This is a genomic window from Brevundimonas sp. Soil_N_31, assembly GCF_057655995.1.
Map to the genome: position 1 here is coordinate 213,950 of NZ_JBDGLE010000002.1, position 25,010 is coordinate 238,959.

At 67.0% G+C, this 25,010-nt stretch carries 26 protein-coding genes; 9 read left to right on the forward strand and 17 right to left on the reverse strand.

Annotation, left to right across the window (positions count from 1 at the left end; all coding sequences use genetic code 11):
- Positions 1–29 precede the first annotated feature (29 nt).
- Genes AC3A3G_RS04085 through AC3A3G_RS04100 form a run of 4 tightly spaced genes read left to right on the forward strand, consistent with a single transcriptional unit; the run spans position 30 to position 1,861 of the window.
- A complete protein-coding gene (locus AC3A3G_RS04085; protein WP_050796573.1) occupies positions 30–365 on the forward strand; it encodes a hypothetical protein in 336 nt (111 codons plus the stop codon).
- A complete protein-coding gene (locus AC3A3G_RS04090; protein WP_003164071.1) occupies positions 362–874 on the forward strand; it encodes a hypothetical protein in 513 nt (170 codons plus the stop codon). Before AC3A3G_RS04085 ends, AC3A3G_RS04090 begins: the two co-directional genes overlap by 4 nt.
- Before the next feature lie 40 nt (positions 875–914).
- Positions 915–1,496, forward strand: coding sequence for a glycoside hydrolase family 19 protein (locus tag AC3A3G_RS04095; protein WP_303705401.1), 582 nt, complete (start codon positions 915–917; stop codon positions 1,494–1,496).
- Complete coding sequence (locus tag AC3A3G_RS04100) at positions 1,493–1,861, forward strand: hypothetical protein (RefSeq protein WP_487487623.1); 369 nt, start codon at positions 1,493–1,495, stop codon at positions 1,859–1,861. Before AC3A3G_RS04095 ends, AC3A3G_RS04100 begins: the two co-directional genes overlap by 4 nt.
- A 547-nt stretch (positions 1,862–2,408) precedes the next feature.
- Here AC3A3G_RS04100 and AC3A3G_RS04105 read toward each other — a convergent pair.
- From AC3A3G_RS04105 to AC3A3G_RS04135, 7 genes are all read right to left on the reverse strand, one after another.
- Positions 2,409–3,308, reverse strand: a complete 900-nt coding sequence (locus AC3A3G_RS04105; RefSeq protein ID WP_487487624.1) for a SphA family protein — start codon at positions 3,306–3,308, stop codon at positions 2,409–2,411.
- Between the two features lie 114 nt (positions 3,309–3,422).
- Positions 3,423–4,481, reverse strand: coding sequence for a 2Fe-2S iron-sulfur cluster-binding protein (locus AC3A3G_RS04110; protein WP_487487625.1), 1,059 nt, complete (start codon positions 4,479–4,481; stop codon positions 3,423–3,425).
- Between the two features lie 10 nt (positions 4,482–4,491).
- Positions 4,492–4,839 carry a phenol hydroxylase subunit P4 gene (locus AC3A3G_RS04115; RefSeq protein WP_412877438.1) on the reverse strand — a complete coding sequence of 116 codons (348 nt, stop codon included), beginning with the start codon at positions 4,837–4,839 and terminating at the stop codon, positions 4,492–4,494.
- Between the two features lie 12 nt (positions 4,840–4,851).
- Positions 4,852–6,378, reverse strand: a complete 1,527-nt coding sequence (locus tag AC3A3G_RS04120; protein ID WP_289647617.1) for an aromatic/alkene/methane monooxygenase hydroxylase/oxygenase subunit alpha — start codon at positions 6,376–6,378, stop codon at positions 4,852–4,854.
- 2 nt (positions 6,379–6,380) lie between these two features.
- Positions 6,381–6,650: an MmoB/DmpM family protein gene (locus tag AC3A3G_RS04125; RefSeq protein WP_200165483.1), complete on the reverse strand. Its 270-nt coding sequence runs from the start codon at positions 6,648–6,650 to the stop codon at positions 6,381–6,383.
- Positions 6,647–7,663 (reverse strand): ferritin family protein, encoded by a 1,017-nt coding sequence (locus tag AC3A3G_RS04130; protein ID WP_368924824.1) that lies wholly within the window; start codon positions 7,661–7,663, stop codon positions 6,647–6,649. Before AC3A3G_RS04130 ends, AC3A3G_RS04125 begins: the two co-directional genes overlap by 4 nt.
- Positions 7,660–7,953: a phenol hydroxylase subunit gene (locus tag AC3A3G_RS04135; protein WP_368924823.1), complete on the reverse strand. Its 294-nt coding sequence runs from the start codon at positions 7,951–7,953 to the stop codon at positions 7,660–7,662. Before AC3A3G_RS04135 ends, AC3A3G_RS04130 begins: the two co-directional genes overlap by 4 nt.
- A 155-nt stretch (positions 7,954–8,108) precedes the next feature.
- On the opposite strand from AC3A3G_RS04135, the gene AC3A3G_RS04140 reads away from it, so the two are divergent.
- Entirely contained in the window at positions 8,109–9,065 is a 957-nt protein-coding gene (locus AC3A3G_RS04140; RefSeq protein ID WP_368924822.1) for a LysR family transcriptional regulator, read from the forward strand.
- On the opposite strand, the gene pcaD is transcribed toward AC3A3G_RS04140, so the two are convergent.
- From pcaD to AC3A3G_RS04175, 7 genes are read right to left on the reverse strand one after another with little or no spacing between them, the layout of a single operon-like run.
- Positions 9,046–9,834 (reverse strand): 3-oxoadipate enol-lactonase, encoded by a 789-nt coding sequence (gene pcaD, locus AC3A3G_RS04145; protein ID WP_368924821.1) that lies wholly within the window; start codon positions 9,832–9,834, stop codon positions 9,046–9,048. The two genes, AC3A3G_RS04140 and pcaD, sit on opposite strands and share 20 nt — an antisense overlap.
- Positions 9,831–11,042 carry a 3-oxoadipyl-CoA thiolase gene (gene pcaF / locus AC3A3G_RS04150; protein WP_368924820.1) on the reverse strand — a complete coding sequence of 404 codons (1,212 nt, stop codon included), beginning with the start codon at positions 11,040–11,042 and terminating at the stop codon, positions 9,831–9,833. The genes pcaD and pcaF overlap by 4 nt, the downstream gene beginning before the upstream one ends.
- Positions 11,039–11,689, reverse strand: coding sequence for a 3-oxoacid CoA-transferase subunit B (locus AC3A3G_RS04155; RefSeq protein WP_200165471.1), 651 nt, complete (start codon positions 11,687–11,689; stop codon positions 11,039–11,041). Before AC3A3G_RS04155 ends, pcaF begins: the two co-directional genes overlap by 4 nt.
- Positions 11,686–12,408, reverse strand: coding sequence for a CoA transferase subunit A (locus tag AC3A3G_RS04160; RefSeq protein WP_487487695.1), 723 nt, complete (start codon positions 12,406–12,408; stop codon positions 11,686–11,688). The genes AC3A3G_RS04155 and AC3A3G_RS04160 overlap by 4 nt, the downstream gene beginning before the upstream one ends.
- Positions 12,409–12,417: 9 nt before the next feature.
- Entirely contained in the window at positions 12,418–13,311 is an 894-nt protein-coding gene (locus AC3A3G_RS04165; RefSeq protein WP_487487626.1) for a dioxygenase family protein, read from the reverse strand.
- A 39-nt stretch (positions 13,312–13,350) separates the two neighbouring features.
- Positions 13,351–13,641 carry a muconolactone Delta-isomerase gene (catC, locus tag AC3A3G_RS04170; protein WP_200165468.1) on the reverse strand — a complete coding sequence of 97 codons (291 nt, stop codon included), beginning with the start codon at positions 13,639–13,641 and terminating at the stop codon, positions 13,351–13,353.
- A 4-nt stretch (positions 13,642–13,645) separates the two neighbouring features.
- Positions 13,646–14,812 carry a muconate/chloromuconate family cycloisomerase gene (locus tag AC3A3G_RS04175; RefSeq protein WP_487487627.1) on the reverse strand — a complete coding sequence of 389 codons (1,167 nt, stop codon included), beginning with the start codon at positions 14,810–14,812 and terminating at the stop codon, positions 13,646–13,648.
- Positions 14,813–15,002: 190 nt separating this feature from the next.
- Between AC3A3G_RS04175 and AC3A3G_RS04180 the strand changes: the two genes are divergently transcribed.
- The 3 genes from AC3A3G_RS04180 to AC3A3G_RS04190 are packed head-to-tail and all read left to right on the forward strand — an operon-like array spanning position 15,003 to position 18,906.
- Positions 15,003–16,601: a DUF4153 domain-containing protein gene (locus AC3A3G_RS04180; RefSeq protein ID WP_487487628.1), complete on the forward strand. Its 1,599-nt coding sequence runs from the start codon at positions 15,003–15,005 to the stop codon at positions 16,599–16,601.
- Between the two features lie 2 nt (positions 16,602–16,603).
- Positions 16,604–17,314 (forward strand): response regulator transcription factor, encoded by a 711-nt coding sequence (locus AC3A3G_RS04185; RefSeq protein WP_200165463.1) that lies wholly within the window; start codon positions 16,604–16,606, stop codon positions 17,312–17,314.
- 53 nt (positions 17,315–17,367) lie between these two features.
- On the forward strand, positions 17,368–18,906 hold the full coding sequence (locus AC3A3G_RS04190) for a sensor histidine kinase (protein ID WP_200215739.1): 1,539 nt from the start codon (positions 17,368–17,370) through the stop codon (positions 18,904–18,906).
- Positions 18,907–19,121: 215 nt separating this feature from the next.
- Here AC3A3G_RS04190 and gltA read toward each other — a convergent pair whose 3' ends face one another.
- Together gltA and gltX are read right to left on the reverse strand one after the other, a co-directional pair.
- Entirely contained in the window at positions 19,122–20,423 is a 1,302-nt protein-coding gene (gene gltA, locus AC3A3G_RS04195; protein ID WP_200165459.1) for a citrate synthase, read from the reverse strand.
- A gap of 67 nt (positions 20,424–20,490) precedes the next feature.
- Positions 20,491–21,906 carry a glutamate--tRNA ligase gene (gene gltX, locus AC3A3G_RS04200; RefSeq protein WP_200165457.1) on the reverse strand — a complete coding sequence of 472 codons (1,416 nt, stop codon included), beginning with the start codon at positions 21,904–21,906 and terminating at the stop codon, positions 20,491–20,493.
- A 58-nt stretch (positions 21,907–21,964) separates the two neighbouring features.
- On the opposite strand from gltX, the gene AC3A3G_RS04205 reads away from it, so the two are divergent.
- On the forward strand, positions 21,965–24,055 hold the full coding sequence (locus AC3A3G_RS04205; protein WP_200215737.1) for a ComEC/Rec2 family competence protein: 2,091 nt from the start codon (positions 21,965–21,967) through the stop codon (positions 24,053–24,055).
- Positions 24,056–24,198: 143 nt separating this feature from the next.
- Here AC3A3G_RS04205 and lexA read toward each other — a convergent pair whose 3' ends face one another.
- A complete protein-coding gene (gene lexA, locus AC3A3G_RS04210) occupies positions 24,199–24,903 on the reverse strand; it encodes a transcriptional repressor LexA (RefSeq protein ID WP_200165453.1) in 705 nt (234 codons plus the stop codon).
- Between the last annotated feature and the right edge of the window lie 107 nt (positions 24,904–25,010).

Genomic DNA, 25,010 nt, shown 5'->3' on the forward strand with positions numbered 1-25,010 from the left:
ACCTATGGCCGACATTCTTGGAGGGGCGGATGCTCGACCCGAGGGACTTCCCCGCGTTCTGGGGCCTGTGCGGCGGCGTGCTTTTCGGCGCCGTCGGTCTGGTCACCGCCTATTCCGCCAAGGCCGGCAATCCGCTGGCTCAGCGCAAGGCGTGGCTGCATCTGGGGCTCGGCGTCGTCGCCGGTCCCATTCTGGCCGAAGCGTTCACGCCCAGCCTGATCGCCGTCGTTCCCGCGCTCGATATGCGCGGGGTGGCGATGACCTTGGGCTGGATCGCGGCGAACGACCCTCGCGGCTTCTTCGGCTTCACCAAGCGCCTGGTCTACGCGGCGCTTCACGCGGTTCTGAAGGAGACACAGCGATGACCGCTCACGACTGGATGGTTCTGGCGACGGGGCTAGTTTTCCTGTCGGCCGGGGCGGTGCTGAGCCAGGTATTCCGCCTGCTCGGGCCGACCTATCACACCAAGATCACGGCCCATTGGGCGGTGCGGGGCTTCTTCTTCGCCTCGACGCTCATTCTGGTGGCGCGGGGCCTGTCGTTCGTCTTCCCCGGCCGGGCCTTTGCGGTCCAGCACATGAGCGCCCTGGTGCCCGCATCGGCCTTCGTCGTGCTCGGCCTGTCGCTGGTCCTGCTGGAATGGGTGATGCGGGACCGGGCGCCGCCGCCGTGGACGGAACGCCTACTGGGCTTTGCTGTCCGTCGGGGCGTCTCCGATCAGGTGGTTGCAGAAATGGCCTTCGCCCTGCCGCCCGAACCCCACGGGCGGTCAGCAAGCGAGCGGGAGCCGTGCCGCTGCGTGCGCCTGTGCATGATGGCCGGGGCTGGTCTCGTCATCCTCATCATCGTGGCCGTGCTGCTTACGGCAGCGTGAGCCCGCGCCATCTCCCCCCACATTTTGAACTGGAGACACCATGCTCGACGCACGTCGATTGCAAGGGCGCCTCGGCGTGCCCGTTGACGGCATCATCGGCGCGGGAACCCTGACGGCGCTGTTCGCGCGGATGGGAGCGCAGAAGCCGATAGCGGAGGAGCTGGGCCTCGCGGCCAACGTCCACTTCCGCACCTACGGCATTCTCGATAGCGGCCTGCGCCTGGCGCACTTCATGGGCCAGTGCAGCCATGAGAGCGGCGGCTTCCGCTACATGGAGGAGATCGCCAGCGGGGCCGCCTATGAGGGCCGCGCGGATCTCGGCAACACTCAGCCGGGCGACGGGCGTCGGTTCAAAGGCCGCGGTCCGATCCAGCTAACGGGCCGAGGCAATTATCGTCGCGTCGGCCGGCAGATCGGGATCGATCTTGAGCGCCACCCGGACATCGTCTCGCATCCGTCGATCGGACTGCTGGTCGGCTGCGTCTACTGGAACGACCGGAAGCTGAACGCCAAGGCTGATGCTGACGACCTGCTGGGCCTGACCAAGGCGATAAATGGCGGGACGAACGGGCTGGAGGATCGCCGCCGCCGCACGGCGCAGGCCAAGGAACTGATCCTGTGATCCGCACTTTGACCGCCACCGGCTGGCTCGCCGTCGCCTGTCTCGCCCTCGCCCTGATCCTGCTGACCATGTGCTCCGTCGATGGCCGCCAGAAGGCCGCTGACCGGCTTCGTCAGGCCGATGTGGGCAAGACCCTAGCCGAGGGCCGCACGGCCGCTGCGCAGGACGCCAGCGCCATTCGCGACCGCGCCGACGCCCGCGACCAGTCCACCGCCTCCATCGTCACCCAGGCTGAAAAGGAAATCCGCCATGCGCCTGATCGCAATGCTGCCGCTGATGCTGCTCGCCGCAGGGTGTGCCAGCTCTCCGATTACCGTGACCCACAGTGCGCCGTGTTCCGCGCTGATCCCGGCCGGGTGGACTGAGCCTGTCCCGTCCGCAGCCCTTCCGCTGGAGCCCTCCGACGAGCGGGACTGGATGGCGTTCGGCGTGGCGCAGACCGGCGCCCTTAGGACTGCCAACGGCCGGACGGCGGATGTAATCGGGATCGTGCGCGCTTGTGAGGCGCGGGATGCTCAGGCCGTCGAGCGAATAGGGCGGCCGTGGTGGGCTCGCCTCAGGCCAGGCTAATCCCCCGAATAATCCGGGGGAATGAAAATCCCGAACAAGCGTCGAGCCTCAGGCTCCGCTATCGAGGCCCGCTCCGGTTCGCCGGGCGGGCCTTTCTTCGTTTAAGGCGCGAGGATGCTTTCCAGTTACTTGCCAGAAACCCCTCGGAACACCGTGAACAAACCCGGAAAGTTTAGAACCACAAACCGTTTAAATACAGGTCTTTAGGTAACAAGCGCTTTCGTTTACACCGAGAGGGTCGGCGGTTCGAACCCGTCGCCGCCTACCATCTTCCTTGCATTTCAGCGGGTTGTGGACGGTCCAGGGGGGGGCTGTTGCCTGCCTGGAGCGCTGACGCGCCTATCAGAAGCGGAATGCCGCCTTTACCCAGAGCTTGTCGCCCTGCGGGCGGTTCTCGGCGTGAAACTCGTGCTGCCATTGGGCCGTGATGGGGACGTTGCCGACGACGTAGCGGACCAGGGGGCCGAGGGCGAAGGCCTCGCCGCGCATCCCGTCGGGGCCGACGCGGGCGCCGGCGATCTTGTCGTCGGTCGTCTGGCGGTAATAGTAGCCGATCAGGCCCAGCGTCAGCTTGCCCGTGGTGTAGGCCACCGCCGCGTCGGTGTGCAGGCTCTGGCCCGACTTGTAGTCGGTGTCGTCGTTGGTGGTGTTGAAGTCGTACATCACCTTGGCCGAAACCTCCCAGCCGCCGCCCGGCTGAGCGTAGGTGGCGGCGAAGACCGGCTCGAACGTCCAGTAGTTGCGCCCGATGTTGGCCAGGTCGCCCGCCTTGTAGTCGCCGGTGGGGATGAAGGTGTCGACGGTGGCGACCAGGTTCCAGTCGCCCTTCTTCCAGCCCAGCACCAGGGGGCTGACGATGATGTCGCCGAGGCCGAAATTGCCCTGGCTCTGACCGCCCGCCTTCACGTCCAGATTGACGACCGGGATCAGGGCGTGGGCGGCGACCGTGGCGCCCAGGAAGGTCTTGTCGCTGACGTGGACCACGCGGGCGATGTTGGCGAAGGCGTTGAGCGAGAAGTCGGGGACAAGATTGTCGCCGTCGCCGTCGTTCAGGCGGTCGGCGGTGTAGTAGTTGGTGTAGGTCAGCAGATAGGTTCCCGGCGGCGGCAGTTGCGCCACGCCGATGGATTCCGCGCCGTCGGCATAGGCCGTGCCGCGCGTTTCGCCAGCATGGGCGGCGCCCGTGATGCCGATGGCCAGAGCGGCGGCCATCAAGGCGGTCGTGTTTTTCAGTGTCTTCATTGTCGTTTCCCTCCCTTGGTTTTTGGGTGCAGGCCGCCGTCCGGCGCGGGTGCGCCGGTCGGAACCCGCCCGGTTTGGATTGCGCCGCGCCCCCTCAGACGCGGCGTTTCGGCGTCAGATCTTGCGGAACAGGGGCGAGCGCGCCGTTGCCTCGGCGTCGCCGGCCGTCAGGAACCGCTCCATGAAGATGTCCCGCTCGAACAGGCGGCCCTTCATCAGGGCGATGACGCCCGCCTCGATCATCGGCGGCGGCCCGCACAGATAGGCCTGACAACCGCTGAACCGTCCTTCGAACAGCCGTTCGGCCGCTTCGTGGACGTATCCTGTCTCGCCGTCCCAGGCGTCGTCGGCCTCGGGCTGGGACACGGCGGGGACATAGCGGAAGTTGTCGTGTTCGGCCTCCAGCCGACGGAACAGGTCGCCGAAGTGCAGGTCGCACGGGCGCCGCCCGCCGTGCAGCAGGGTGATCGGCTCGGAATAGCCTTGTTCCAGCAGGTCAAGGATCATGCCCTTGGGACTGGACAGACCCGATCCGCCCGCCAGAAAGATCAGCGGCTTCTCGGCCGAGCGACGGACGTAGAAGCGACCCATCGGCCCGGTGAACTCCAGCTGGTCGCCGGCCTTCAACTCGTCGTGCAGCCAGGCGGTGCCGGCGCCGCCGGGCACGCGGCGGATGTGCAGTTCGATCAGGTTCGGCTCGGCCGGGCTGCTGGCGATGGAGAAGGCGCGGGCGCCCTCTATGCCCGGCAGGCGCAGGTTGACGTACTGCCCCGCCTGAAAGTCCAGCCCCGCGCCGTCGAGACGCAGCCACAGGGCCATGATGTCCGGGGTGATCATCTCGCGATGCTCGACCTGACCGACATAGTCGTCGACGGTGATGCGGCGGGCGTCTTCGTCTTCGTCGACGTCGGCCTCGATGACCGTGTCGGCCAACAGCATGGCGCTGCAGGCCAGGGTCTTGCCGTCGTCGCGCTCGAAATCCATCAGGGCGAAGGGGGAGGCGCCGCCGTGATCGACCTCGCCTTCCAGCACCTCGACCTTGCAGGTGCCGCACAGGCCGTGGCCGCAGGCGTGGGGCAGCCAGACGCCGGCCCGAAGGCAGGCGTCCAGCAGGGTCTGACCGGGCGCGACCTCGATGGTCTCGCCGATCGGCTCGATGGTCAGGGTCGGCATCGGCGTATCCTCAGGCCGTGGCGGAAAGGCCGGTCCAGAAGCGGATCAGCGACTTGTGGCCGACGCCCTGATCGGCCAGCGATCGGGCCGGATCGGGCGTCCAGTCGGCGCCGTCCAGCATCCAGCGGGCCTTGGACAGGTCGACCTCGGCCCATTCCGGATCCACCGCGTAGAGCGACGGCAGGATCTCGCCGGTCAGGGCGGCGAAGGGCGTCTGCGGCGGCAGCGGCAGGGTGATCGCCGAGCAGAAGTTCAGATGCTCCTCCCAGTGGACATAGACCAGCTGGGCGCCATTGAAGTTCTCGACGCGGTCGCGGACGGGGCCGGTGTAACCGGGGTGCAGGCTTGCGGTGGCCATGAGCTGTCCTCCTTATTCCGCCGCGACCGGGACGACGGGGCGGCGCCCCTCCATCCAGCGGTTCCACTGCTCTTCTTCGGGGGATCCGGCGTAGTCCATGTTATCGGCGCCCTGGTTGATGTGATACCAGTCCAGCACCTCGGGCAGGGTCGCCCCGCCGCAGGCGCCCTGGAAGATCTGGTGCACCGGCAGCCAAGCCTGGGCGTACTTCTCCGGCTCGTGGTCGAAGATGTCCTTGCAGCCGTCCGAACAGGTGTGGAACTTGTCGCCGCCGTGTTCTGAGACGCGGAAGCTGATGGTGTTCGGATCGCCGACCTCGGTGAAGGCCATCGGGATCTGGCAGACCTGACACAGCTGGGGCAGGCCGTCGTTGTAGAAGCGCTTTCCTTCCTCGGCCTGTTCGCGCCACTTGCGATAACGCGGCTCATAGTGCTGGGCGAAGGTGTCGGGATACTTCTCGCGCAGCCAGGCCATGTGGGCCTCGTCGATGTCCCAGGTGTGCATGGCGGCGGCGTGGGTGTAGTTGTAGAAGATGCCCCACGCCTGGTGCGTCATGTGGCCCTTTTCGGCCTTGGCGACGTCGGCGTATTTCGGCTCGCGGATGCCGTAGCGGGCCAGGTCGGCGAACAGGGCGCCGCCCGCCTGCTCATAATAGGTCTCCCACGCCTCGCCCCAGGACATGACCTTCTTGGGCAGCATGTAGTCCATCATCATGCCGACCAGCGACAGCAGGCGGTAGCCGCGCCAGAACCACTTGTCGATCCAGCCCTGGACGATCGGCACATTGGCCTCGTCCTGTTCCAGCAGGAAGCGGACGGCTTCGAGGCCCAGCGTCATGTGGCGGCTCTCGTCAGACTGGGCCGAGAAGCCGAACGTCACCGTCGCCATGTCGCCGTTATAGGCCGCGCCCGACATGAAGGGCACGAACAGCAGATTGGTCAGGACGTATTCGAAGGCGAAGCTGATCGAGGTCAGGAATTCGAACGGCCCGGCGCTGGTCGCATCGTCGAAGAAGGACTTGGGCACCGACAGGTACCACAGGCGGTCATGCATGTGGGCGAAGTCATGGATGCCGTCGAAATACTTGTTGTAGTGGCTGATGGTGTGGATCTGCGTCTGGCAGTGACGCAGTTCGTCGATCGACTGCATCTGCGCCGCCACGCGCAGGCCGGCGCCCGGCAGGTGCCGCGCCAGGTGGGCGAAGTGGCGGTGCGCCTGATACTCCAGCGGCGTCACGCCCTGGATGAACAGCTTGACCGCGTTCAGATAGCGGGCGTCGGTGATGCCCAGCTGGCCGTTGTTCTGGGCCATGGAGTCGATGACGGCGTAGAGCTTGCGCTCCTTCTCCGCCTGGAACTTCCAATAGGCGTCCATGGTCAGCTTGAAGGGGTCTTCCCAGGCGTCCCAGTCGTGGATCTTGATCCCTTCATATTTGGCGAAGGGGAAGATGTCGTCGGCGCTCTGATAGGTCGGTTTCCAGTCCAGACCTCGCGTATAGGCGCCGTATTTCTGCTTCAGGCTCATTTTGCGCGGGGTCATGCCTATCTCCAGAAGATGATCAGAGAGCCGTCGTCCTCGTCCACCGAACCGGACAGGGAGATGACGCTGAGGTGGATTTCCTGAGGATCCCAGTCGCGGCCCAGGCGTTCGGAAACGCTTTCGGCGCGGATCTCCAGCCGACCGGGGCAGTCGATCTTGGTCATGGCCGGCAAGGGGGTGCTCTGGGCCTCGGGGTTGTCGGCCAGGATGGCTTCGACGATGGCGAATCCGTCCTGAGTGTTTTGAATGCTGATGGAAACGGGCTTGATCATGCCGCCATCTCCCGGGCTTCCAGGGCGTTCAGGCCGACCATCCGTTCGCGCAGACGCGCGCCGACGGCGTCCACGGCCGCGTCGCCCTCAGCGCCCAGCACCATGGCGGCGATCGGGCGGACGGCCTCTTCGGCGCGGGCGGACCAGCGCTCGAACCACTCGCCCAGGACGATGCGGTTGGCGTCCGATTCAGCCGCCGCTACCTTGACCACGGCGTCGGTCCAGCGGCTGTTGTCGGCGAACCAGTCGCCGAGGAAGCCGGTCATCATCGACAAGGGCGCGCCGTTGTGCGCGGCGCCGGCGCGGTCGAAGGCGCCGGTGACCAGCGGATAGATATAGCCGTCCAGCACGATCAGTTGGGCGACATACAGCTCGAACCAGTCGTGGACCACCATCTGATCCTCGGCCAGGCGTCGCATCGGCTGCCAGACATCGGCCTCCAGCCATTGGGTCTTGGCTTCGGCCAGGGCGCTTTCCGTGCCCTGACCCAGCAGCAGGCCGATGCGCGAGATGACCTGGGCGATGCCCAGTCGGTCGGCCCCGCAGAAGGCGGCCGCCGAGGTGATCTGCGTCCCGAAGCCCCAGTCGGCCATCAGTTGGCAGTTCATGTTCGCCGCCCACTCGACGTGGCGCAGCGGCAGCAGATAGGCGGCGAACAGGTCGCGCCAGGCCGGATCGACGCCAGCGATCAGGTCGCGCTTCTCGACGAAGTTCACCGCGTCGTCGAACGACTGCTGCATGGCCGCGCGGCTGATGTTGTAGGAGGCGTAGTAGAACTGGCGCGGGTCGCGGAAGACGTACCAATCCTTCATCACGATGCGCGTGCGACGCGGGTCGTACAGCTCGAATTCGGGCGAATAGGTCGGCCGATAGTGGAAGTTGACCATCGGCTGCACGTCATAGGTGGCCTCGTCATAGCGCGAGGCGGGCTTGTCGACGCCGAACCGTCGCGCGATGTGCGAGAAGGTGTGACGCCGCGGCGTGATCGCCTCGGCCTTGAGGTCGATGTTCATTGTGACGCTCCAACAGACACGGGGGCGACGGCGGGGCCGTCCTTGACGAGGCGCAGCACGGCGTGGCTGGCGGCGGGATCGGCGGCGGTCACCAGGCAGCCGTTCTCAAAGCAGAACTCCTTGAAGGCGGCGATCGGCAGAACCAGTTCGACGCTCAGGTCCGGGTCGCCGTAGATGAAGTCGAACTCCACGATGCCGTTGTCCGTCACATGGCGGACGACGGTCTGGAGCTTGGGTCGGCTGCCCGGAACCGGGCAGGATCGCGTGATCGGGCTGGGCGCCGCTGTCATGTTCGTTTCCTGGGTTGGGCCGCTTTTCGCGGCTCGTTGCTTGTCCCTGAAACGAAGACTGTCGGAGGGTCTGATAATGGGCCAATACAAAAAGGGCAGAGTCTGATGCCTTTTGGTTATTGCCTTGCGGTCGGGCGTCAGGCTCTGATGTTGGAATGAAACGCTCGCCGATGCCGGAACCTCTGCCGCGCGCCGTCCTTTCGGGCGTCGATGTGCGGCGTCTGCGCTATTTTCTTGCCGTGGCCGAAGAACTGCACTTCGGCCGGGCGGCCGAACGCCTCTTCATCGCCCAGCCCGCCCTCAGCCGTCAGATCGCCAGCCTTGAGAACGCCATCGGCGCCCTGTTGTTCGACCGTAGCCGCAGCGTCATCCAGCTGACCCCGGCGGGCGAGGCCCTGCTGCCGCGCGCCCGCGACATTCAGGCGCGGGTGGCCGACGCCGTGCGCGTGGCGCGCCGCGCGGCCGAGGGCTTGGTCGGGGTGATCCAGGTGGGCTTCGTCGGCTCGGCGACCTTTTCGATCCTGCCGGGCGTCTTCAACGCCTATCGCGAACAGTATCCTGAGGTTGAACTGGTGCTGCACGCCATGAACACGGCCGAGTTGAGGGTGGCGCTGCGCGACCGCTCCATCGACGTGGCCTTCGCCCGACCCGGCATTCAGGATCCCGACATCGTCAGCGAGGTGGTCCAGCGCGAACCGCTGATCGTGGCTTTGCCCGACACCGACGTGCTGGCCGAACAGAGCCACATCGCCCTGGCCGATCTGGCGGTGCGGCCCTTCATTCTTTACCCGCGCCAGCCCCGACCCAGCTTCGCCGACCATGTGCTGGACCTGTGCCGGGCCGAGGGCTTCACCCCCGAGATCGCGCAGGAGACGCTGGAGATCCAGACGGCCCTGTCGCTGGTTTCGGTGGGGGCAGGGGTGTCGCTCGTGCCGGAATCGACCTCGGAGGCTCAATTGCACGGCGTCGCCTATCGCCCCCTGCTGGGCGAGGAACAGGAGACGCAGCTGAGCCTGGCCTATCTGCGCGACAACCGATCCTCGGTGCTGGGCGGCTTCTGCGCCCTGGTGCGTGAACGCACCCGCAGTCAGATCAGGCCGAGAGGAAGCTGAGTACGGCGCCGGCGAAGAGGTCGGGCTGTTCGACGTTCGACAGGTGGGCGCCGTCCAGCACCTTCAACTGGGCCTCGGGGATGGCCTTCACCAGGGCGGCGGCGTGGTCGGGCGGGGTGGCCGGATCGGCCGCGCCCGAGATGACCAGCGTCGGCGTGGTAATCAACCCGCCCAGCCGTCTTAAGTCCATGTCGCGGATGGCGGCGCAGCACCCGGCGTAACCCTGCGGCGAGGTGGCCAGCAGTCCGGCTTCGATGACGGCGACCGGATCGGGCGCGTGGGCGGCGAAGACCGGCGTGAACCAGCGCGCGACCGAGGCCGCCGCCAGCAGCGCCATCCCCTGCGATAGGGCGCTGGCGATGCGCGCATCCCACGCCGAGGGCGGACCCATGAAGGCCGAGGTGTTGGCCAGCACCAGCCGCTCCAGCCGTTCGGGCGCGCGCACCCCCAGCCACTGACCGACCATGCCGCCCAGCGACAGGCCGCAGAAGGCGACGCGCTCTAGGCCAAGCGCGTCGAGCAACTCCACCACGTCGCGGCCCAGCCGATCGAGACCGTAGGCGCCCGCAGGCGCGTCCGAGGCGCCGTGCCCCCGGCTGTCATAGCGCAGCACCCGGAACCGTGCGGCGAAGGCGGCCATCTGGGCGTCCCACATCTCCATGCGGGTGCCCAGAGAATTGGACAGCAGCAGCACGGGCGCGTCTTCCGGGCCGTCGAAGCGATAGGCCAGACGGCAGCCGTCGCCGAGCGTGACGTGTTGCTCGCTCATACCCGCTCCACGATCATGCCGATGCCCTGACCGACGCCGATGCACATGGTGCACAGGGCGTAGCGGCCGCCGGTACGATGAAGCTGCTCCACCGCCGTCATGACGATGCGGGCGCCCGACATGCCCAAGGGATGGCCCAGGGCGATGGCGCCGCCGTTGGGGTTCAAGCGGGGATCGCGCGGATCGACCTCAAGTTCCTGTAACACGGCTAGCGCCTGTGCGGCGAAGGCTTCGTTCAGTTCGATGACGTCCATGTCGGCCATGCTCAGGCCGGTGCGGGCGAACAGTTTGCGCGCCGTCTCGACCGGGCCGACGCCCATGATGCGCGGCGCCACGCCAGAGGCCGCCATGGCCAGGACGCGGGCGCGCGGGGTCAGGCCGTGGGCGCGGGCGGCGGCCTCGGAGGCGACGATCATCGCGGCGGCTCCGTCATTGAGGCCCGAGGCGTTACCCGCTGTCACCGTGCCCTCCGGCCGCACGACCGGCTTCAATTTGGCGAGGGCGTCGAGGGAGGTGGCGCGCGGATGCTCGTCCACGGCGCAGACGACGGGGTCGCCGCGCCGTTGCGGCACGGAGACGGGCGTGATCTCGGCGTCGAACCGGCCCGAGGCGAGGGCGGCGGCGGCCTTGGTCTGGCTGTCCAGGGCGAAGGCGTCCTGCGCCTCGCGGGTGATCGCCCACTGTTCGGCCACGTTCTCGGCCGTCTGGGGCATGGTGTCCACGCCATAGGCGGCGCGCAGGGCCGGGTTAATGAAGCGCCAGCCCATCGTCGTGTCTTCGATCGTCTGGGCGCGGTCGAAGGCGGTCGCGGCCTTGCCCATCACATAGGGGGCGCGGGTCATGCTCTCGGCGCCGCCCGCGATCATCAGCTCGGCCTCGCCCGCGCGGATGGCCTGAGCCGCCAGCCCCACGGCGTTGAGGCCCGAGCCGCACAGGCGGTTGATCGTCGATCCCGGCACGGTCTCGGGCAGGCCCGCCAGCAGCACGGCCATGCGCGCGACGTTGCGGTTGTCCTCGCCCGATTGATTGGCGCAGCCCAGGATGACGTCCTCGACGGCGCTCCAGTCCAGCGCAGGGTTGCGCTCGGCCAGCGCCCGCAGCGGGATCGTCGCCAGATCGTCGGCGCGCACCGCCGACAGTCCGCCGTTCAGCCGCCCGACGGGCGTGCGGACGGCGTCGCAGATGAAGGCTTGCGTGGGGGCGCTCATGCCGCCGCCGCCGCGATGGCCAGCGGGGCGCCGGTCTTGGCCGTGATCTCCTCGACCGTCACGCCGGGCGCGGTCTCGATCAGCGTCAGGCCGCCCTGTTTGCGATCCACGGCGATGACGCCCAGATCGGTGATGATCAGATCCACGACCTTCCGACCGGTCAGGGGCAGGGCGCATTGCTCCAGAATCTTGGGCGAGCCGTCCTTGGCGACGTGATCCATCACGACGACGATGCGCTTGACCCCGGCGACCAGATCCATCGCCCCGCCCATACCCTTCACCATCTTGCCGGGGATGGTCCAGTTGGCCAGATCGCCGTTGGCGGCGACCTCCATCGCCCCCAGCACGGCCATGTCGATATGGCCGCCCCGGATCATGGCGAAGCTGTCGGCCGAGGAAAAGAAGCTGGAGGTCGGCAGCACCGTCACGGTCTGCTTGCCGGCGTTGATCAGGTCGGGGTCCGCCTCGCCCTCGTACGGGAAGGGACCGATGCCCAGCAGGCCGTTCTCGCTTTGCAGCGTGACCCGGACGCCTGCGGGCACATGGTTGGCGACCAGCGTCGGGATGCCGATGCCCAGGTTTACATAGTAGCCGTCGCGCAATTCCTGACCGGCGCGGGCGGCCATCTCGTCACGGGTCCAGTTCATGACAAGGCCTCCTCGCGCGGCCGGGTCGTCAGCCTCTCGATGCGCTTTTCATTGATGGTCGAGAGGACGATGCGGTCGACATAGATGCCGGGCGTGTGGATGGCGTCGGGATCGAGGGCGCCTTCGGGGACGATCTCCTCGACCTCGACCACGGTGGTCTTTCCGGCGGTCGCCATGTTCGGATTGAAGTTGCGCGCCGTCTTGCGGAACATCAGGTTCCCGGCCGGATCGGCCCGCCAGGCCTTGATGATGGACAGGTCGGCGCGCAGCCAGGTCTCGCGCACATAGTCATCGCCCTCGAAGGTCTCGACGGGCTTGCCCTCGGCGACGACGGTGCCGACGCCGGTGCGGGTATAGAAGGCGGGGATGCCCGCGCCCCCCGCCCGGATGCGTTCGGCCAGGGTGCCCTGCGGGTTCAGTTCAAGCTCCAGCTCGCCGGACAGATACTGCTGCTCGAACAGCTTGTTCTCGCCGACGTAGCTGGAGATCATCTTCTTCACCTGACGGCTCTCCAGCAGCATCCACAGGCCGAAGCCGTCGGCGCCCGCATTGTTGGAGATGACGGTCAGCCCGCCGACCCCGGAAGCCCGGATCTCGGGGATCAGGCTCTCGGGGTTGCCCGAGAGCCCGAAGCCGCCGGACATGATGGTCATGCCGTCGAACAACAGGCCCTCGAGCGCGGCGCGGGGAGAAGCGAAAATCTTGGACACGAACCGCAGGTCTTTCGATCAGGCCGCCGCGCGGGCGCGGCCGGACAGGCTTTCGTCGGTCTTTTCAGCGGCGCGCTGCAGGGTGAAGTCGAAGGCGACATAGGCGCTGTCGCCCTGACGCTGCGGCACCGGCAGCAGGCCGTCGCGGGTGGCGAAGGCGAAGTCGTCGGCCGCGAACGGATCGTCGCCGAAGTTGATCTGGGTCGTCAGCGAACGATAGCCGGGCGCCTCGACGAAGAAGTGGACGTGGGCCGGGCGGTTGCCGTGGCGGCCGATGGCCTTCAGCATCCGGTCGGTCGCGCCGTTCGGCGGCACCGAATAGCCGCTGGGGATCTTGGAGCTGAAGTAGTAGCGGCCGTCCGCGCCGATCTTGATGCGGCGGCGGTTGTTGAACGGCGTCTGTTCGCCGGTCGGATCGAAGTGGGAATAGAAGCCCTTCGAATTGGCGTGCCAGACGTGGAGGATGGCATCGGCGGGCGCCTCGCCGTCGGGGCCGACGATGTTGCCGGTCATATACAGGGTGTCGGTGTCGTCGGCGTCGTCGGTCAGGTTGACGCTGTCGCCCTCGACCAGCGGCGCGCCCTCGACATAGAGGGGGCCTTCGATGGTGCGCGGGGTGCCGCCGGTGCGGCCCGCCTCGGCGTCCTTGGCGTCGAGGAACAGGTCCATGAAATGCTCAAGACCCGAACCCGGCACGATCAGGCCGAACTCCTGGGCGCCGTCCTGGAAGAATTTGATCGCGCCCCAGAATTCGTCCTCGCTGACGTCATGCTTGACGATGACGCGCATCAAGGCCTCGACCACGTCGCGGGTGATGGACTTCAGCCGGGGATCACCGCCCTCGACGGTCATGCCGCTGGCGCGGTCGAGAAGCTGCTGAATCTCGGGCGTGGCGACGAAATCTTCGGTCATGTCTTCTTCCTCTCCATTGTACTTGGCCCTTGGGGGCTCTTAGCGATCGTCCTCGTGGATCGATGACGGATGGCGGCACAGGGCGGTGACCTGGACGTCCATGTAGGGAAACAGCGGCAGGGTGCTGAGCAGGTCATGCAGCGTCTGGGCGTCGGCGACGTCGAAGATGCTGACGTTGCTGTATCGCCCCGCGACGCGCCACAGGTGACGCCAGATTCCCTGACGCTGCAGATCTTGGGCGCGGGCCTTTTCCTCGGCCTTCAGCCTGTCGATCTTCGCCGGGTCGGCGTCGTGCGGAATGCGCACATCCATGGTCACATGAAACAGCATCGTCTTACCCCGCAACCAGTTTGGGCGTGATCACCGAGGTCCGGGAATCTCGGTCGCGGCGGAGCGCCGCAATGGCGTCCTCGTTCAGCTGAACGCCGAGGCCCGGCCCGCTGGGCACGATCAGGCAGCCGTTGGCGTAGTGCAGCGGCTCGACCAACAGTTCCTCGGTCAGCAGCAGGGGGCCGAACAGTTCGGTGCCGAACTCCATCTCGGGCAGGGTGGCGAACACCTGGGCCGAGGCGATGGTGCCGACCGGCCCTTCCAGCATGGTGCCGCCGTAAAGGGCGACGCCCGCGGCCTGGGCGATTCCGGCCAGGCGCTTGGCCTCGGTCAGGCCGCCGGCCTGGGCGATCTTCAGGGCGAAGACGTCGGCCGCCTGACCGCAGGCTAGGGCGTAGCCGCTCTCGGGACCGTGCAGGGCTTCGTCGGCCATGATGGGGATCAGGCCCATGGCCGTCAGCCGGGCCATGCCCGCCGTCGCATGGGCGCGGATCGGCTGCTCGACCAGATCGACGCCCGCTTCGGCCAACAGGGGCAGGGCGCGCTTGGCGGCGGCCTCGCTCCAGGCCTGGTTGACGTCGACGCGGATGCTGGCGCGGTCGCCCAGGGCGCGCTTGATCGCCGTGACGTGGGCGACGTCGTCCTGCACCGGGCGCTTGCCGATCTTCAGCTTGAAGGCGGCGTGGCGGCCCGACGCCAGCATGGCCTCGGCCTCCGCGATGTCCTGGGCGGTGTCGCCGCTGGCCAGGGTCCACAGCACCGGTAGACGGTCGCGGATGCGCCCGCCCAGCAGTTCGCCGACCGGCACGCCCAGCCGCTTGCCCTGAATGTCCAGCAGGGCGGTTTCGACGGCGTTCTTGGCGAAACGGTTGTCGATGATCGAGCGGCGCAGCCGCTCCATGATCACGGCCGGGCGGGTGGTGTCGGCGCCGATCAGCAGCGGCGCGAAATAGGCGTCGATGGCCAGCTTGATGCCTTCGGGGCTTTCGCCGCCGTAGGTCAGTCCGCCGATGGTGGTGCCTTCGCCGATCCCCTCGATCCCGTCGGCGCAGCGCAGGCGCACCAGGACCACGGTCTGCGACTGCATGGTAGCGACCGACAGGACGTGCGGCCGGATGGTCGGCACGTCGAGGACGATCGTCTCCACCCGTTCAATCGCTGATCCCTGCACCCTGTCGTCTCCGCACTTCGTGTTCCGATGGACCTTAGGAGGCGTGCGTCATGATCTAAAATGCCGATTTGTTTGTTTGTGATACCTGTTTGGCATCACGTGCCGGATGTGCACGTGACCTCGCCCGTCCTCTGCACGCTTTCTGCACGTGTTCTGCCTGGATCGTTGACGGCCCGGCCATCAGGGCTTGATGCAGAACGACGACAAGACTCCTTCTGAAAAGGAGGCCTGTTCGCCCGTGTCCCTCTCGCTAAATCGATCATCCTTCTGGCCGAAGGTCGGCGCAGGAGTCTTACTCGTCGCGACGGCTGACTTTCTGTTCTTCATGCAGAGACCGGGCGCGACGCTCGGCGTGTTTGCCTTGCTGTGGCTGGGGGCGGCGCTGCTGTTTCGCAAAGGCTGGAACAGGGATCGACGCGGGCTGGTTGCGGCGGGCCTTGCGGCTGTGCTGGCTCTTGTGATGATTGATCGGCCGGCATTACTGACGTGGGTGTTGTTCGGGCTGGCTCTGATGGTCGCCGTGCAATCGACGCGTGTCCGCCACGGCGAGAACGCTTGGCGCTGGAGCCAAAGACTGCTCGTCCACGCCGCCGTGTCTGTAGCAGGCCCGTGGATCGATTTGATCCGATTGAACCGCGTCAACCGTAGGCGTGGGCGCGCCGCCAACCTGCCGAGCATGGCGCGTCTGCTGATTTTACCTGTTTTGGGCGGCGTGGTTTTTCTGGGCCTATTCGCCAGCGCCAACCCCCTGATTGGCGATTTGATGACTCGGCTGCGGCTGCCCTCTCTGACACATGAGATGGCGGCTCGCGCTATTTTCTGGGGCGCGGTCTTGGTGGCGGTCGGGGGAATTCTGCGGCCGCGCTGGAGGCGTCGCTTGATCGCCTTGCCGTCGCTTGAGGGGCGGGTCGTTCCGGGCGGCGCTGCGACGTCCGTCACCCTGTCTTTGGTGGTCTTCAACGTGCTGTTCGCGGTGCAGAACGGGCTGGATCTGACTTTCCTGTGGAGCGGAGCGCCTTTACCCAAGGGCGTGTCCCTGGCCGAGTACGCCCACCGCGGCGCCTATCCGCTGATCGTGACAGCCTTGCTGGCGGGCCTGTTCGTCCTGGTCTTCCTACGGCCGGGATCAGAGACCGCGTCGAGACCGCTGATCCGCGGACTGGTCATGCTCTGGGTCGGGCAGAACTTGTTGCTGGTGGCGTCCAGTCTCTTGCGAACGGCGGACTATATAGAGGTCTATTCACTGACCCGTTTCCGCATCGCTGCCATGATCTGGATGGCGCTTGTGGGCGTCGGCCTGGGTCTTATCTGCTGGCGTCTGTTGCGGAACAAGAGCGCGAGCTGGCTGATCAACGTCAATGTCGGCGTCGGGCTGGCCGTTCTGGCGATCGTCAGCGTGGTTGACCTGGGAGCGATCGCCGCGACCTGGAACGTGCGCCATGCTCGTGAAATCGACGGGCAGGGGGCGGGACTGGATCTCTGTTATCTGGACAGTCTGAACGGTGCAGCTCTGGCGCCGCTGGTCGAACTGGAGCTGCGTCTGTCGGACCCGACGCTCAGGGACCGTGTCGCTTCGGTGCGCGTTCGGCAACTGGAGGCGATGCAAGCCCAGCAGGCCCAATGGCGCGGCTGGCGCTGGCGGGATGCGCGGCGGCTGGACCGTGTGGCGCGCTTAACCGCAAATCGGCCGTTGACGGCGCCGGTCCCCGGCGTTCGCGATTGCGCCGGAACGCTCTTGCCGCCGCCTGCGCCTGTGGTCGCACCGTTGACCTCTGAAGCCGGAGCCTGAACATGGCCATTATGCAGCGCACAGTTCTGGTCGTTGACGACGACCCGCATATCCGCGACCTTCTGACTTTCGCCCTCGGCAAGGCGGGGCTGGCCACGCGTGAGGCCGGAGATGGAGAGGCGGCGCTGGCCGCCATAGCAGAACGGTCGCCGGACCTGGTGATCCTCGACATCAACATGCCGCGTATGGACGGGATCGAGGTTTGCCGCCGTATTCGCGCGCAAGGACCGCTTCCTGTTCTCTTCCTGTCGTCGCGCGACGACGAGATCGACCGCATCCTGGGTATTGAGCTGGGCGCCGATGACTATGTGGTCAAGCCGTTCAGTCCAAGGGAGGTGGTCGCTCGCGTCGCCGCCATTCTGAGACGGGTGAACCTCTCGCCGCCTCCGCCTCCGCCCGGCGGGGTGCGGATCGGACGTCTGTCGCTGGATACGGACGGCTGGCGTACGCGTTGGGATGATCTGGAGGTCTCGCTGACTCTGACCGAGTTCGGCATCGTCAAGATGCTGGCTTCGGCGCCGCGGATGGTCTTCACGCGCGACGCCATCATTGATCGCATTCACGGGCCGGGCTTCGCCTTGACGGACCGGACCATTGACAGCCACGTCCGCAACCTGCGCGCCAAGTTCGCCGCGCTAGGCGCCGCTGACGTGATCGAGACGCGTGCGGGAGTAGGCTATCAGATGGGGCCCTGTCGCGGCGGTTCGGCGTGATCGGCGACGTTGTCCGGCGAGTTCGAACGTTCGTTCGTGAGCATTGGCCGGCCATGCGCCTGCGCACCATCCTGCTGTCGGTGCTGTTCTTTGCGGCGGTCCTGCCGGGGATCAGTGCGATCTTCCTGCGCGTCTATGAGAATACCCTGGTCCGCCAGACGGAGGCTGAACTGATCGCGCAGACCGCCGCCCTGTCTGCCGCGGCCGAGGCGTTGTGGCCGGGCGCCCTTAACGTCGCCTCGACAGAGGTCCAGCGGTCGGAGCCGGGGTATTACCGACCCGAACCAGCGGACATCGACCTGCGTTCCGATCCGGTCCTGCCGCCACGTCCATCCGTTCGTCGCGCCCTTGGACCCCCGGATCAAGCGGCGGTGGTCGCCGCGGCGCACATGGCGCCGATTATGGAGGAGACCAGCCGGATCACCCTGGCTTCCGTCGCGCTTCTGGACCGAAACGGCGTCGTGGTGAGAGGACTGGGGCGAGGCGGATCATGGGGCGATCTACCCGAGGTGAGGACCGCCCTTTCCGGCGCCTCAGCGACCGTGTTGCGTCGTAACGACGCCTATCTGCCGCGATATCAGATGGAATGGCTCAGTCGAGCTTCGGGACTGCGTATCCATCACGCGCGGCCGGTGGTGGTGAATGGTCGGGTTGAAGGCGTGGTTCTGGCTTCGCGATCGCCGCGCGCCTTGTTCAAGGGGATTTATCAGGACCGAGGCAAGATTCTGTTCGGGGTCATCGCGGTCCTCGGCTTGCTCAGCGTGCTGGCGGTCGTGGTCTCGCGCGGCATCGCGCGACCGATCGAGGCGCTGCGTCGCGTCGCCCGGGACGTGACGCATGGCGGGGGGGCGGTGCCGCCTCCGCCCGCGACGGCGGCGGTCGAGATTCGCGACCTCTATCAGGACTTCGGCCGTATGGCTGAGGCAGTCGATCGTCGCTCACGCTATCTGCGCGACTTCGCCGCCGCCGTCAGTCATGAATTCAAAACGCCGCTGACAGGCATCCAGGGCGCCGTCGAACTGCTTCAGGACCACGGCGACGACATGGAGGCGGAGCAGCGCCGACGCTTCCTCGACAACATCGACGCTGATGCGCGGCGTCTGTCGGACCTAGTGACGCGATTGCTGGACCTGGCGCGGGCCGACATGGCGAAGCCAGAAGCGGGGGCGGCGGTGGATGTTCGGCTGGCGGCGGCTAGGATCGCGGATGCTCTTCGAAACCGTTTGAGGATCGTCATTGATCTTCCGGACGACTTGCCCCGTGTCGCCGTACCCGAGGCCAGTCTGGAGATGGCCTTGACGATTCTGCTGGAGAACAGCCGCCAGGTCGGGGCGGGCGAGGTCGCGATTACCGCTCGTGTCGAGGACGAACAGGTCTGCCTGCGGGTAGCGGACGACGGACCCGGCGTGGCCGAGGGGGACGCCGGGCGTATCTTCGAGCCTTTTTTCACGACCCGCCGAAGCGAAGGCGGCGCAGGTCTGGGACTGTCGATCGCCCGTTCGCTTCTACGAGCCAATCATGCGGACCTGGTGTTGAAGTCCGCCTCAAAAGGAGCCGCTTTCGAACTCGTTCTGCCGTGTTCGCTTGGATGAGACGACCTCTGACGGAACAGGAAACGACGCGTCTGGACGCCAAAGAAAAAAGCTGAGTTCACGCTATGTGTCGGCCGCACACTTTCAGTCCCGCTCATCCCGGTGGACGTCGAGATGAGGGGGAGGCAATCGCCAGCACTCAGCCTCCAATTCGGTCAAGAAAAAACGCCGGAGCTTGCGCCCCGGCGTTTCTGCATTTCGCGCTGTGCGCGGTCTTAGCCGCGTTGGGCCAGCGGCACGTAGTCGCGTTCGGTCGGGCCGGTGTACAGCTGACGCGGGCGGCCGATCTTCTGCGACGGATCGGCCATCATTTCCTGCCACTGGGCGATCCAGCCCACGGTGCGCGCCAGGGCGAACAGCACGGTGAACATGGTGGTCGGGAAGCCCATGGCCGACAGGGTGATGCCCGAATAGAAGTCGACGTTCGGGAACAGCTTGCGCGAGGTGAAGTACTCGTCCTTCAGGGCGACGGCTTCCAGCTCCTTGGCGACCTGGAACAGCGGGTCGTTCTCGCGGCCCGTGGCGGCCAGCACTTCATAGGCCGACTGCTGCATGACCTTCGCGCGCGGGTCGTAGTTCTTGTACACGCGGTGGCCGAAGCCCATCAGCTTGTAGCGCTTGTCCTTAACACCCTGAATGAATTCAGGAATGCGGTCCGGGGTGCCGATTTCCTTCAGCATGTTCAGCGCCTCTTCGTTGGCGCCGCCGTGCGACGGGCCCCACAGGCAGGCGATGCCGGCGGCGATACAGGCGAAGGGGTTGGCGCCCGACGAGCCGGCCAGGCGGACGGTCGAGGTCGAGGCGTTCTGCTCGTGGTCGGCGTGCAGGATGAAGATTCGGTCCATGGCGCGCACCAGGGCCGGATCGACGTGATAGTCCTCGGCCGGCACGGCGAAGCACATGCGCAGGAAGTTCTCGGCGTACGACAGGTCGTTGCGCGGCGAGATGAACGGCTGGCCGATATGGTACTTGTACGCACGGGCCGCGATCGTCGGCATCTTGGCGATCAGGCGGATGGCCGAGATGTTGCGCTGGACCGGATCATGGATGTCCAGGCTGTCGTGATAGAAGGCCGACAGGGCGCCGACGGTGCCGACCATGATCGCCATCGGGTGTGCGTCGCGGCGGAAGCCTTCGAAGAAGCGGTCGAACTGGGCGTGCAGCATGGTGTGGCGCGTGACGCTCTGCTCGAACTCTTCGAACTGGGCGGCGTTCGGCAGTTCGCCGTGCAGCAGCAGGTGGCAGACTTCCAGGAAGTTGGACTTGGAGGCCAACTGGTCGATGGGGTAGCCGCGGTGCAGCAGCACGCCTTCATCGCCGTCGATATAGGTCAGGCCCGATTCGCAGGCCGCCGTGGAGGTGAAGCCGGGATCGAAGGTGAAGGCGCCGGTGCCGCCGTACAGCTTGCGGATGTCGATGACGTCCGGGCCGGTCGAGCCGGAGAGGACGGGAAGCTCAATGGACTTGTCCTGATAGGACAGGGTCGCCGAGCCGGCGGGTTTCGCTTGTTCAGTCATCTAGGCCCCTTGTTCTTCTTTCGACCGGCGCGCGGGGAGGCGGACGGCCTGAGTTGGTTATGGGTGATCACTTAGTCTGTTGCAGCGCATCATCCAAGCGTCCGAGACTTTCGTCGCGCCCGAGCGCGCAGAGAGTGCGTGCGATATCTGGCGACGTCGAGCCGCCCGTCAAGGCGGCGCGCATGGAAGGTCCGATTTTTCCGAAACCTACGCCTTCCTCTTCAGCGAAGACCTTAAGCTCGGCTTCCAGAGCAAAGACGTCCCAGCTCTGGAAAAGACCCAGTCGTTCACGCAGTCGTGAAATATGCTGCCCGCCTTCGCCTTGCAGCAAACCGGCCGATTTCTCGTTTAAGGCGAGCGGACGCACCTGCAACACGAATGCCGTCTGATCGGCCAGTTCGGGGATGGTCTTGGCGCGATCCTTGACGAAGGGCATGGCGCGAAGAAGCCGTTCCTCGTCGTCCGGCTGCAACGTGCGGCCGCGCGCCAGATGGGCGTCCAGGGTCAGCTTGGCCAGGCGATCGTCGTCCGCCAGACGCAGCCAGTGGGCGTTGACGTGGGCCAGCTTGTCGAAGTCCAGGCGGGCGGGGGCCTTGTTGACGCCGGTCAGGTCGAACCAGGCCAGCGCCTGCTCGTCGCTGAACAGTTCATCGTCGCCGTGCGCCCAGCCCAGGCGGGCCAGATAGTTGCGCATGGCCTCGGGCAGATAGCCCATGTCGGCGTATTCGTGCACCGCCTGGGCGCCGTGGCGCTTGGACAGCTTGGCGCCGTCCGGGCCGTGGATCAGGGGGATGTGGGCGAAGGTCGGCCGCGTCCAGCCCAAGGCGTCGTAGATCAGGCTCTGACGGGCGGCGTTGTTCAGGTGATCGTCGCCGCGGATGACGTGGGTCACGCCCATGTCGTGGTCGTCCACCACCACGGCCAGGTTATAGGTCGGCGCCCCGTCCGAGCGCAGGATGACCAGGTCGTCCAGCGACGCCGAGTCCCAGCGCACGGTTCCCTGCACGGCGTCATCGACCGCGACGGCCTGATCCAGCGGGCGGCGGAAGCGCACCGTGTGCGGCTTGGCCAAATCGTCGACGCTCGGCTCCCGGTCGCGCCAGGGCGAGACGAAGTCGCGGCCCTCGGCCTTGGCCTGGTCGCGCAGGGCCGTCGTCTCGTCGGCGGTCAGGAAGTCGCGATAGGCGTGGCCGGTCGCCAGCAGTTCATTGACCACATCGCGGTGACGGTCGGCGCGAGCGAACTGGAAGACCGGTTCTTCGTCGCCGAACAGTTCGAGCCAGGACAGACCGTCGAAGATGGCCTTCACCGCTTCGTCGGTCGAACGTTCGCGGTCGGTGTCCTCGATGCGGATCAGGAATTTGCCGCCGCGCCCCTTGGCGTACAGCCAGTTGAATAACGCAGTTCTCGCCCCGCCGATATGCAGGTAGCCTGTGGGCGAGGGGGCGAAGCGGGTGACGACGGTCGAGGAAGGGGAGGTCATAGAGGCAGGGTCCATAGGGCAGGGTCTTATACGCCCGCCCGTGGGGAAGCGAACCCTTATGGCCCGGTTATTTGACAGTCTTCGCCATGACGTGCGGGCGCAGGCGGATCGCTGGCCCCTGTGGTCGTCCGTCTGTTTCGGTGCAGGGTGCGCCGCCTATTTCACGCTGAAGGATGAACCGGAGACGTGGCCGCTGGCGGCGGCCGCCGTCGTGTTGCTGGGCGCCTGGATCGTCGGACGCGTGCGAGGGCTGCCGCGTTGGGGGACTTTAGCTCTGCTGATGCTGGCCTGTTTCTGCGGCGGCATGGCGGTCGCCAAGTTGAGGGCTGTAGCCGTGGCGGCGCCGATCGCACCCGTCGACATGAAGCCTACGCAGCTCGAGGGCTGGGTTACGGACGTGGACTCGCCGGGCCAGAACGGCGCCCGCGTCGTCGTGGCGCCGGTGCGGGTGCGCGGACTGGCGCCTGAGGCGACGCCCGAGCGATTGCGGGTCACGGTGAAGGGGACGCCGCCGCCGCCCGGCGCGGCGATCCGCGTCTTCGGCATTCTGAACCCGCCGCCGCCGCCGGCCAGCCCCGGCGCCTATGACTTCGGCCGCAACGCCTATTTTCAGGGCATGGGCGGGACGCTGTTCGCCCTGGGGCCGACGCGCGCCGCCGATCTGACGCCGCCGCCCTGGCGGGTGCGGATGGCGATGAAGGTCAACGCCGTGCGCTACGCCCTGGCCGAGCGGATCGTGGCGCGCCTGGGCGAGCGGACCGGCGGGGTGGCGGCGGCCATGACCACGGGGCACGAGACCTGGATCCAGAGCCCGGACCTGGACGCCATGCGGGATTCGGGACTGGCGCACATCCTGTCGATCTCGGGCCTGCACATGGCGGTCGTGGGGGGCTTCGTCTTCTTCGCCGTGCGTCTGCTGGTCGCGGCCTGGCCGTGGCTGGCGTTGCGCGTCTCGGGCAAGAAGGTTGCGGCGATCGCAGGCCTGATCGCGGTCGGGACGTACTTGGTGATCTCGGGGTCGCCGCCGCCGGCCGAGCGGGCGGCGGTCACGGCCTCCATCGCCTTTCTGGCCGTATTGGCCGACCGGCAGGCGGTGACGATGCGGGCGCTGGCGGCGGCGGCCTTCGTCGTGCTGTTGCTGCGGCCCGAGGCCGTGGTGACGCCGGGCTTCCAGATGTCGTTCGCGGCGACGGCGGCCCTGGTCGCCCTGGTCGAGGTCTGGCCGCGCCGCATCCGAGAGTTCGCCGCACCCTGGCCCATCGTCGCCGTGCAGCGGTTCGGCAGTTGGCTGCTGGCGGCATGCGCCGCCAGCCTGGTGGCGGGCATGGCGACGGGACCGTTCGCCATGCAGCATTTCAACCGCACCGCCGTCTATGGGCTGATCGCCAATCTGGCGACGGCGCCGTTGGCGGATTTCGTCATGATGCCCGCGCTTGCGCTGGGCGCGGCGTTGGAGCCGCTGGGCCTGGGCGCGCCCTTCCTGTGGCTGGCGGGCAAGTCGGTGGATGTCATGCTGGCGATCGGCCATTGGGCGGCGGGTCTGCCCGGCGCGGTTCAGGCGATCGCCAGCGCCCCGGCGGCGGCGCTGCCGGTCGCTTTCATGGGCATACTGTTCATGTGCCTGTGGCGCGGACGGTGGCGCTGGCTGGGCCTGCCGTTCGCGGCAGCGGTGGTGATCTGGCCGCGCCCGGCGCCGCCGGATGTCTGGATCGGCGACGGCGGGGCGAATGCGGCGTATCGGCAGGGAGAGCAGGCGGTCGTGATGCGGCCTGCGGTGCGCCAGTTCGCCAGTGATCTGTGGTCCCGCCGACGGGGGCTGGAGGCGGTCGGGCGGCCGGGCGAAGGGTGGACCTGCAAGCGGTCCTTCTGCGCGCCGGAGGGCGAGGAAGGCGCGCTGGCGCTGTGGTGGGGCAAGGCGCCGCCTAGCGAGACGCAGATGGATCAGATGTGCCGCAGCGCCGAGGTGGTCAGCGTGCGGGCCGTGGTCGCGGTCCTGCCGTCGTCATGCGAGGGGCGGCTGGTGCTGGACGGCGCGGATCATGCGCGCGGCGGTTCGGTGGAGCTGTGGCGCGATGGGGCGGGCGGCTGGCGCGCCCTGTGGGCGGCGGAGGTGCGGGGACGGCGGCCGTGGAGCGGGGCTCACTCCTAACCGCTCATCCCGGCGGACGCCGGGATACACGCGCTATCGCTGGCCAGATGAGGCCAGAGGACAGGCAAACTTCCAGACGACCCGCTTGAAGCCAAGGCACTGGATCCCGGCGTCGGCCGGGATGAGCGGGATGGGGGAGGGCCTCAGTGATAGCGGCGCAGCAGGCCGACCAGCTTGCCTTGAACCTCGACCTGATCGGGGCCGAAGATGCGGGTCTCATAGGCGCTGTTCGCGGGCTCGAGGGCAATGGACTGGCCCTTCTTGCGCAGGCGCTTCAGCGTGGCTTCCTCGCCTTCGACCAGGGCGACGACGATCTCGCCGGAAGAGGCGTTCTCCACCCGTTTGATGATGACTGTGTCGCCGTCGAGGATGCCGGCCTCGATCATGGAGTCGCCTTCGATCTCGAGCAGGTAGTGCTCGCCCGCGCCCAGCATGGCTTCGGGGACGGGCAGGCGCTCGCGCTCGTGCTGGATGGCGGCGATGGGAGTGCCGGCGGCGATCTTGCCCAGCAGCGGTAGGTCGCGCACGTCGTTGGCGGCCTCGGCGACGGCGGGGCGCGGGTTCAGGCCGCCGCCCTGGATCACGTCGGGCTTGAAGGGCGCGCGGCCATTGGCCGGGGCGGCGGTCGTCGCCTGTTCCGGCAGCTTCACCACCTCCAGCGCGCGGGCGCGGTGGGCGAGGCGGCGGATGAAGCCGCGTTCCTCCAGCGCCGTGATCAGGCGGTGGATGCCCGACTTGGACGCCAGGTCCAGCGCCTCCTTCATCTCGTCGAAGGATGGCGAAACGCCCGTCTCCCGGATGCGCTCATGAATGAACATCAGGAGTTCGTGCTGTTTCTTCGTGAGCATGGCGCAGAATCCAGAACAAGGCGTGAACCGTTGATGATGTTCTGTAAGTGTTCTGGTTAAAAGTCAACTAACGCCACGCTGAACCCCCGCGCCCGCCGCATGACGGG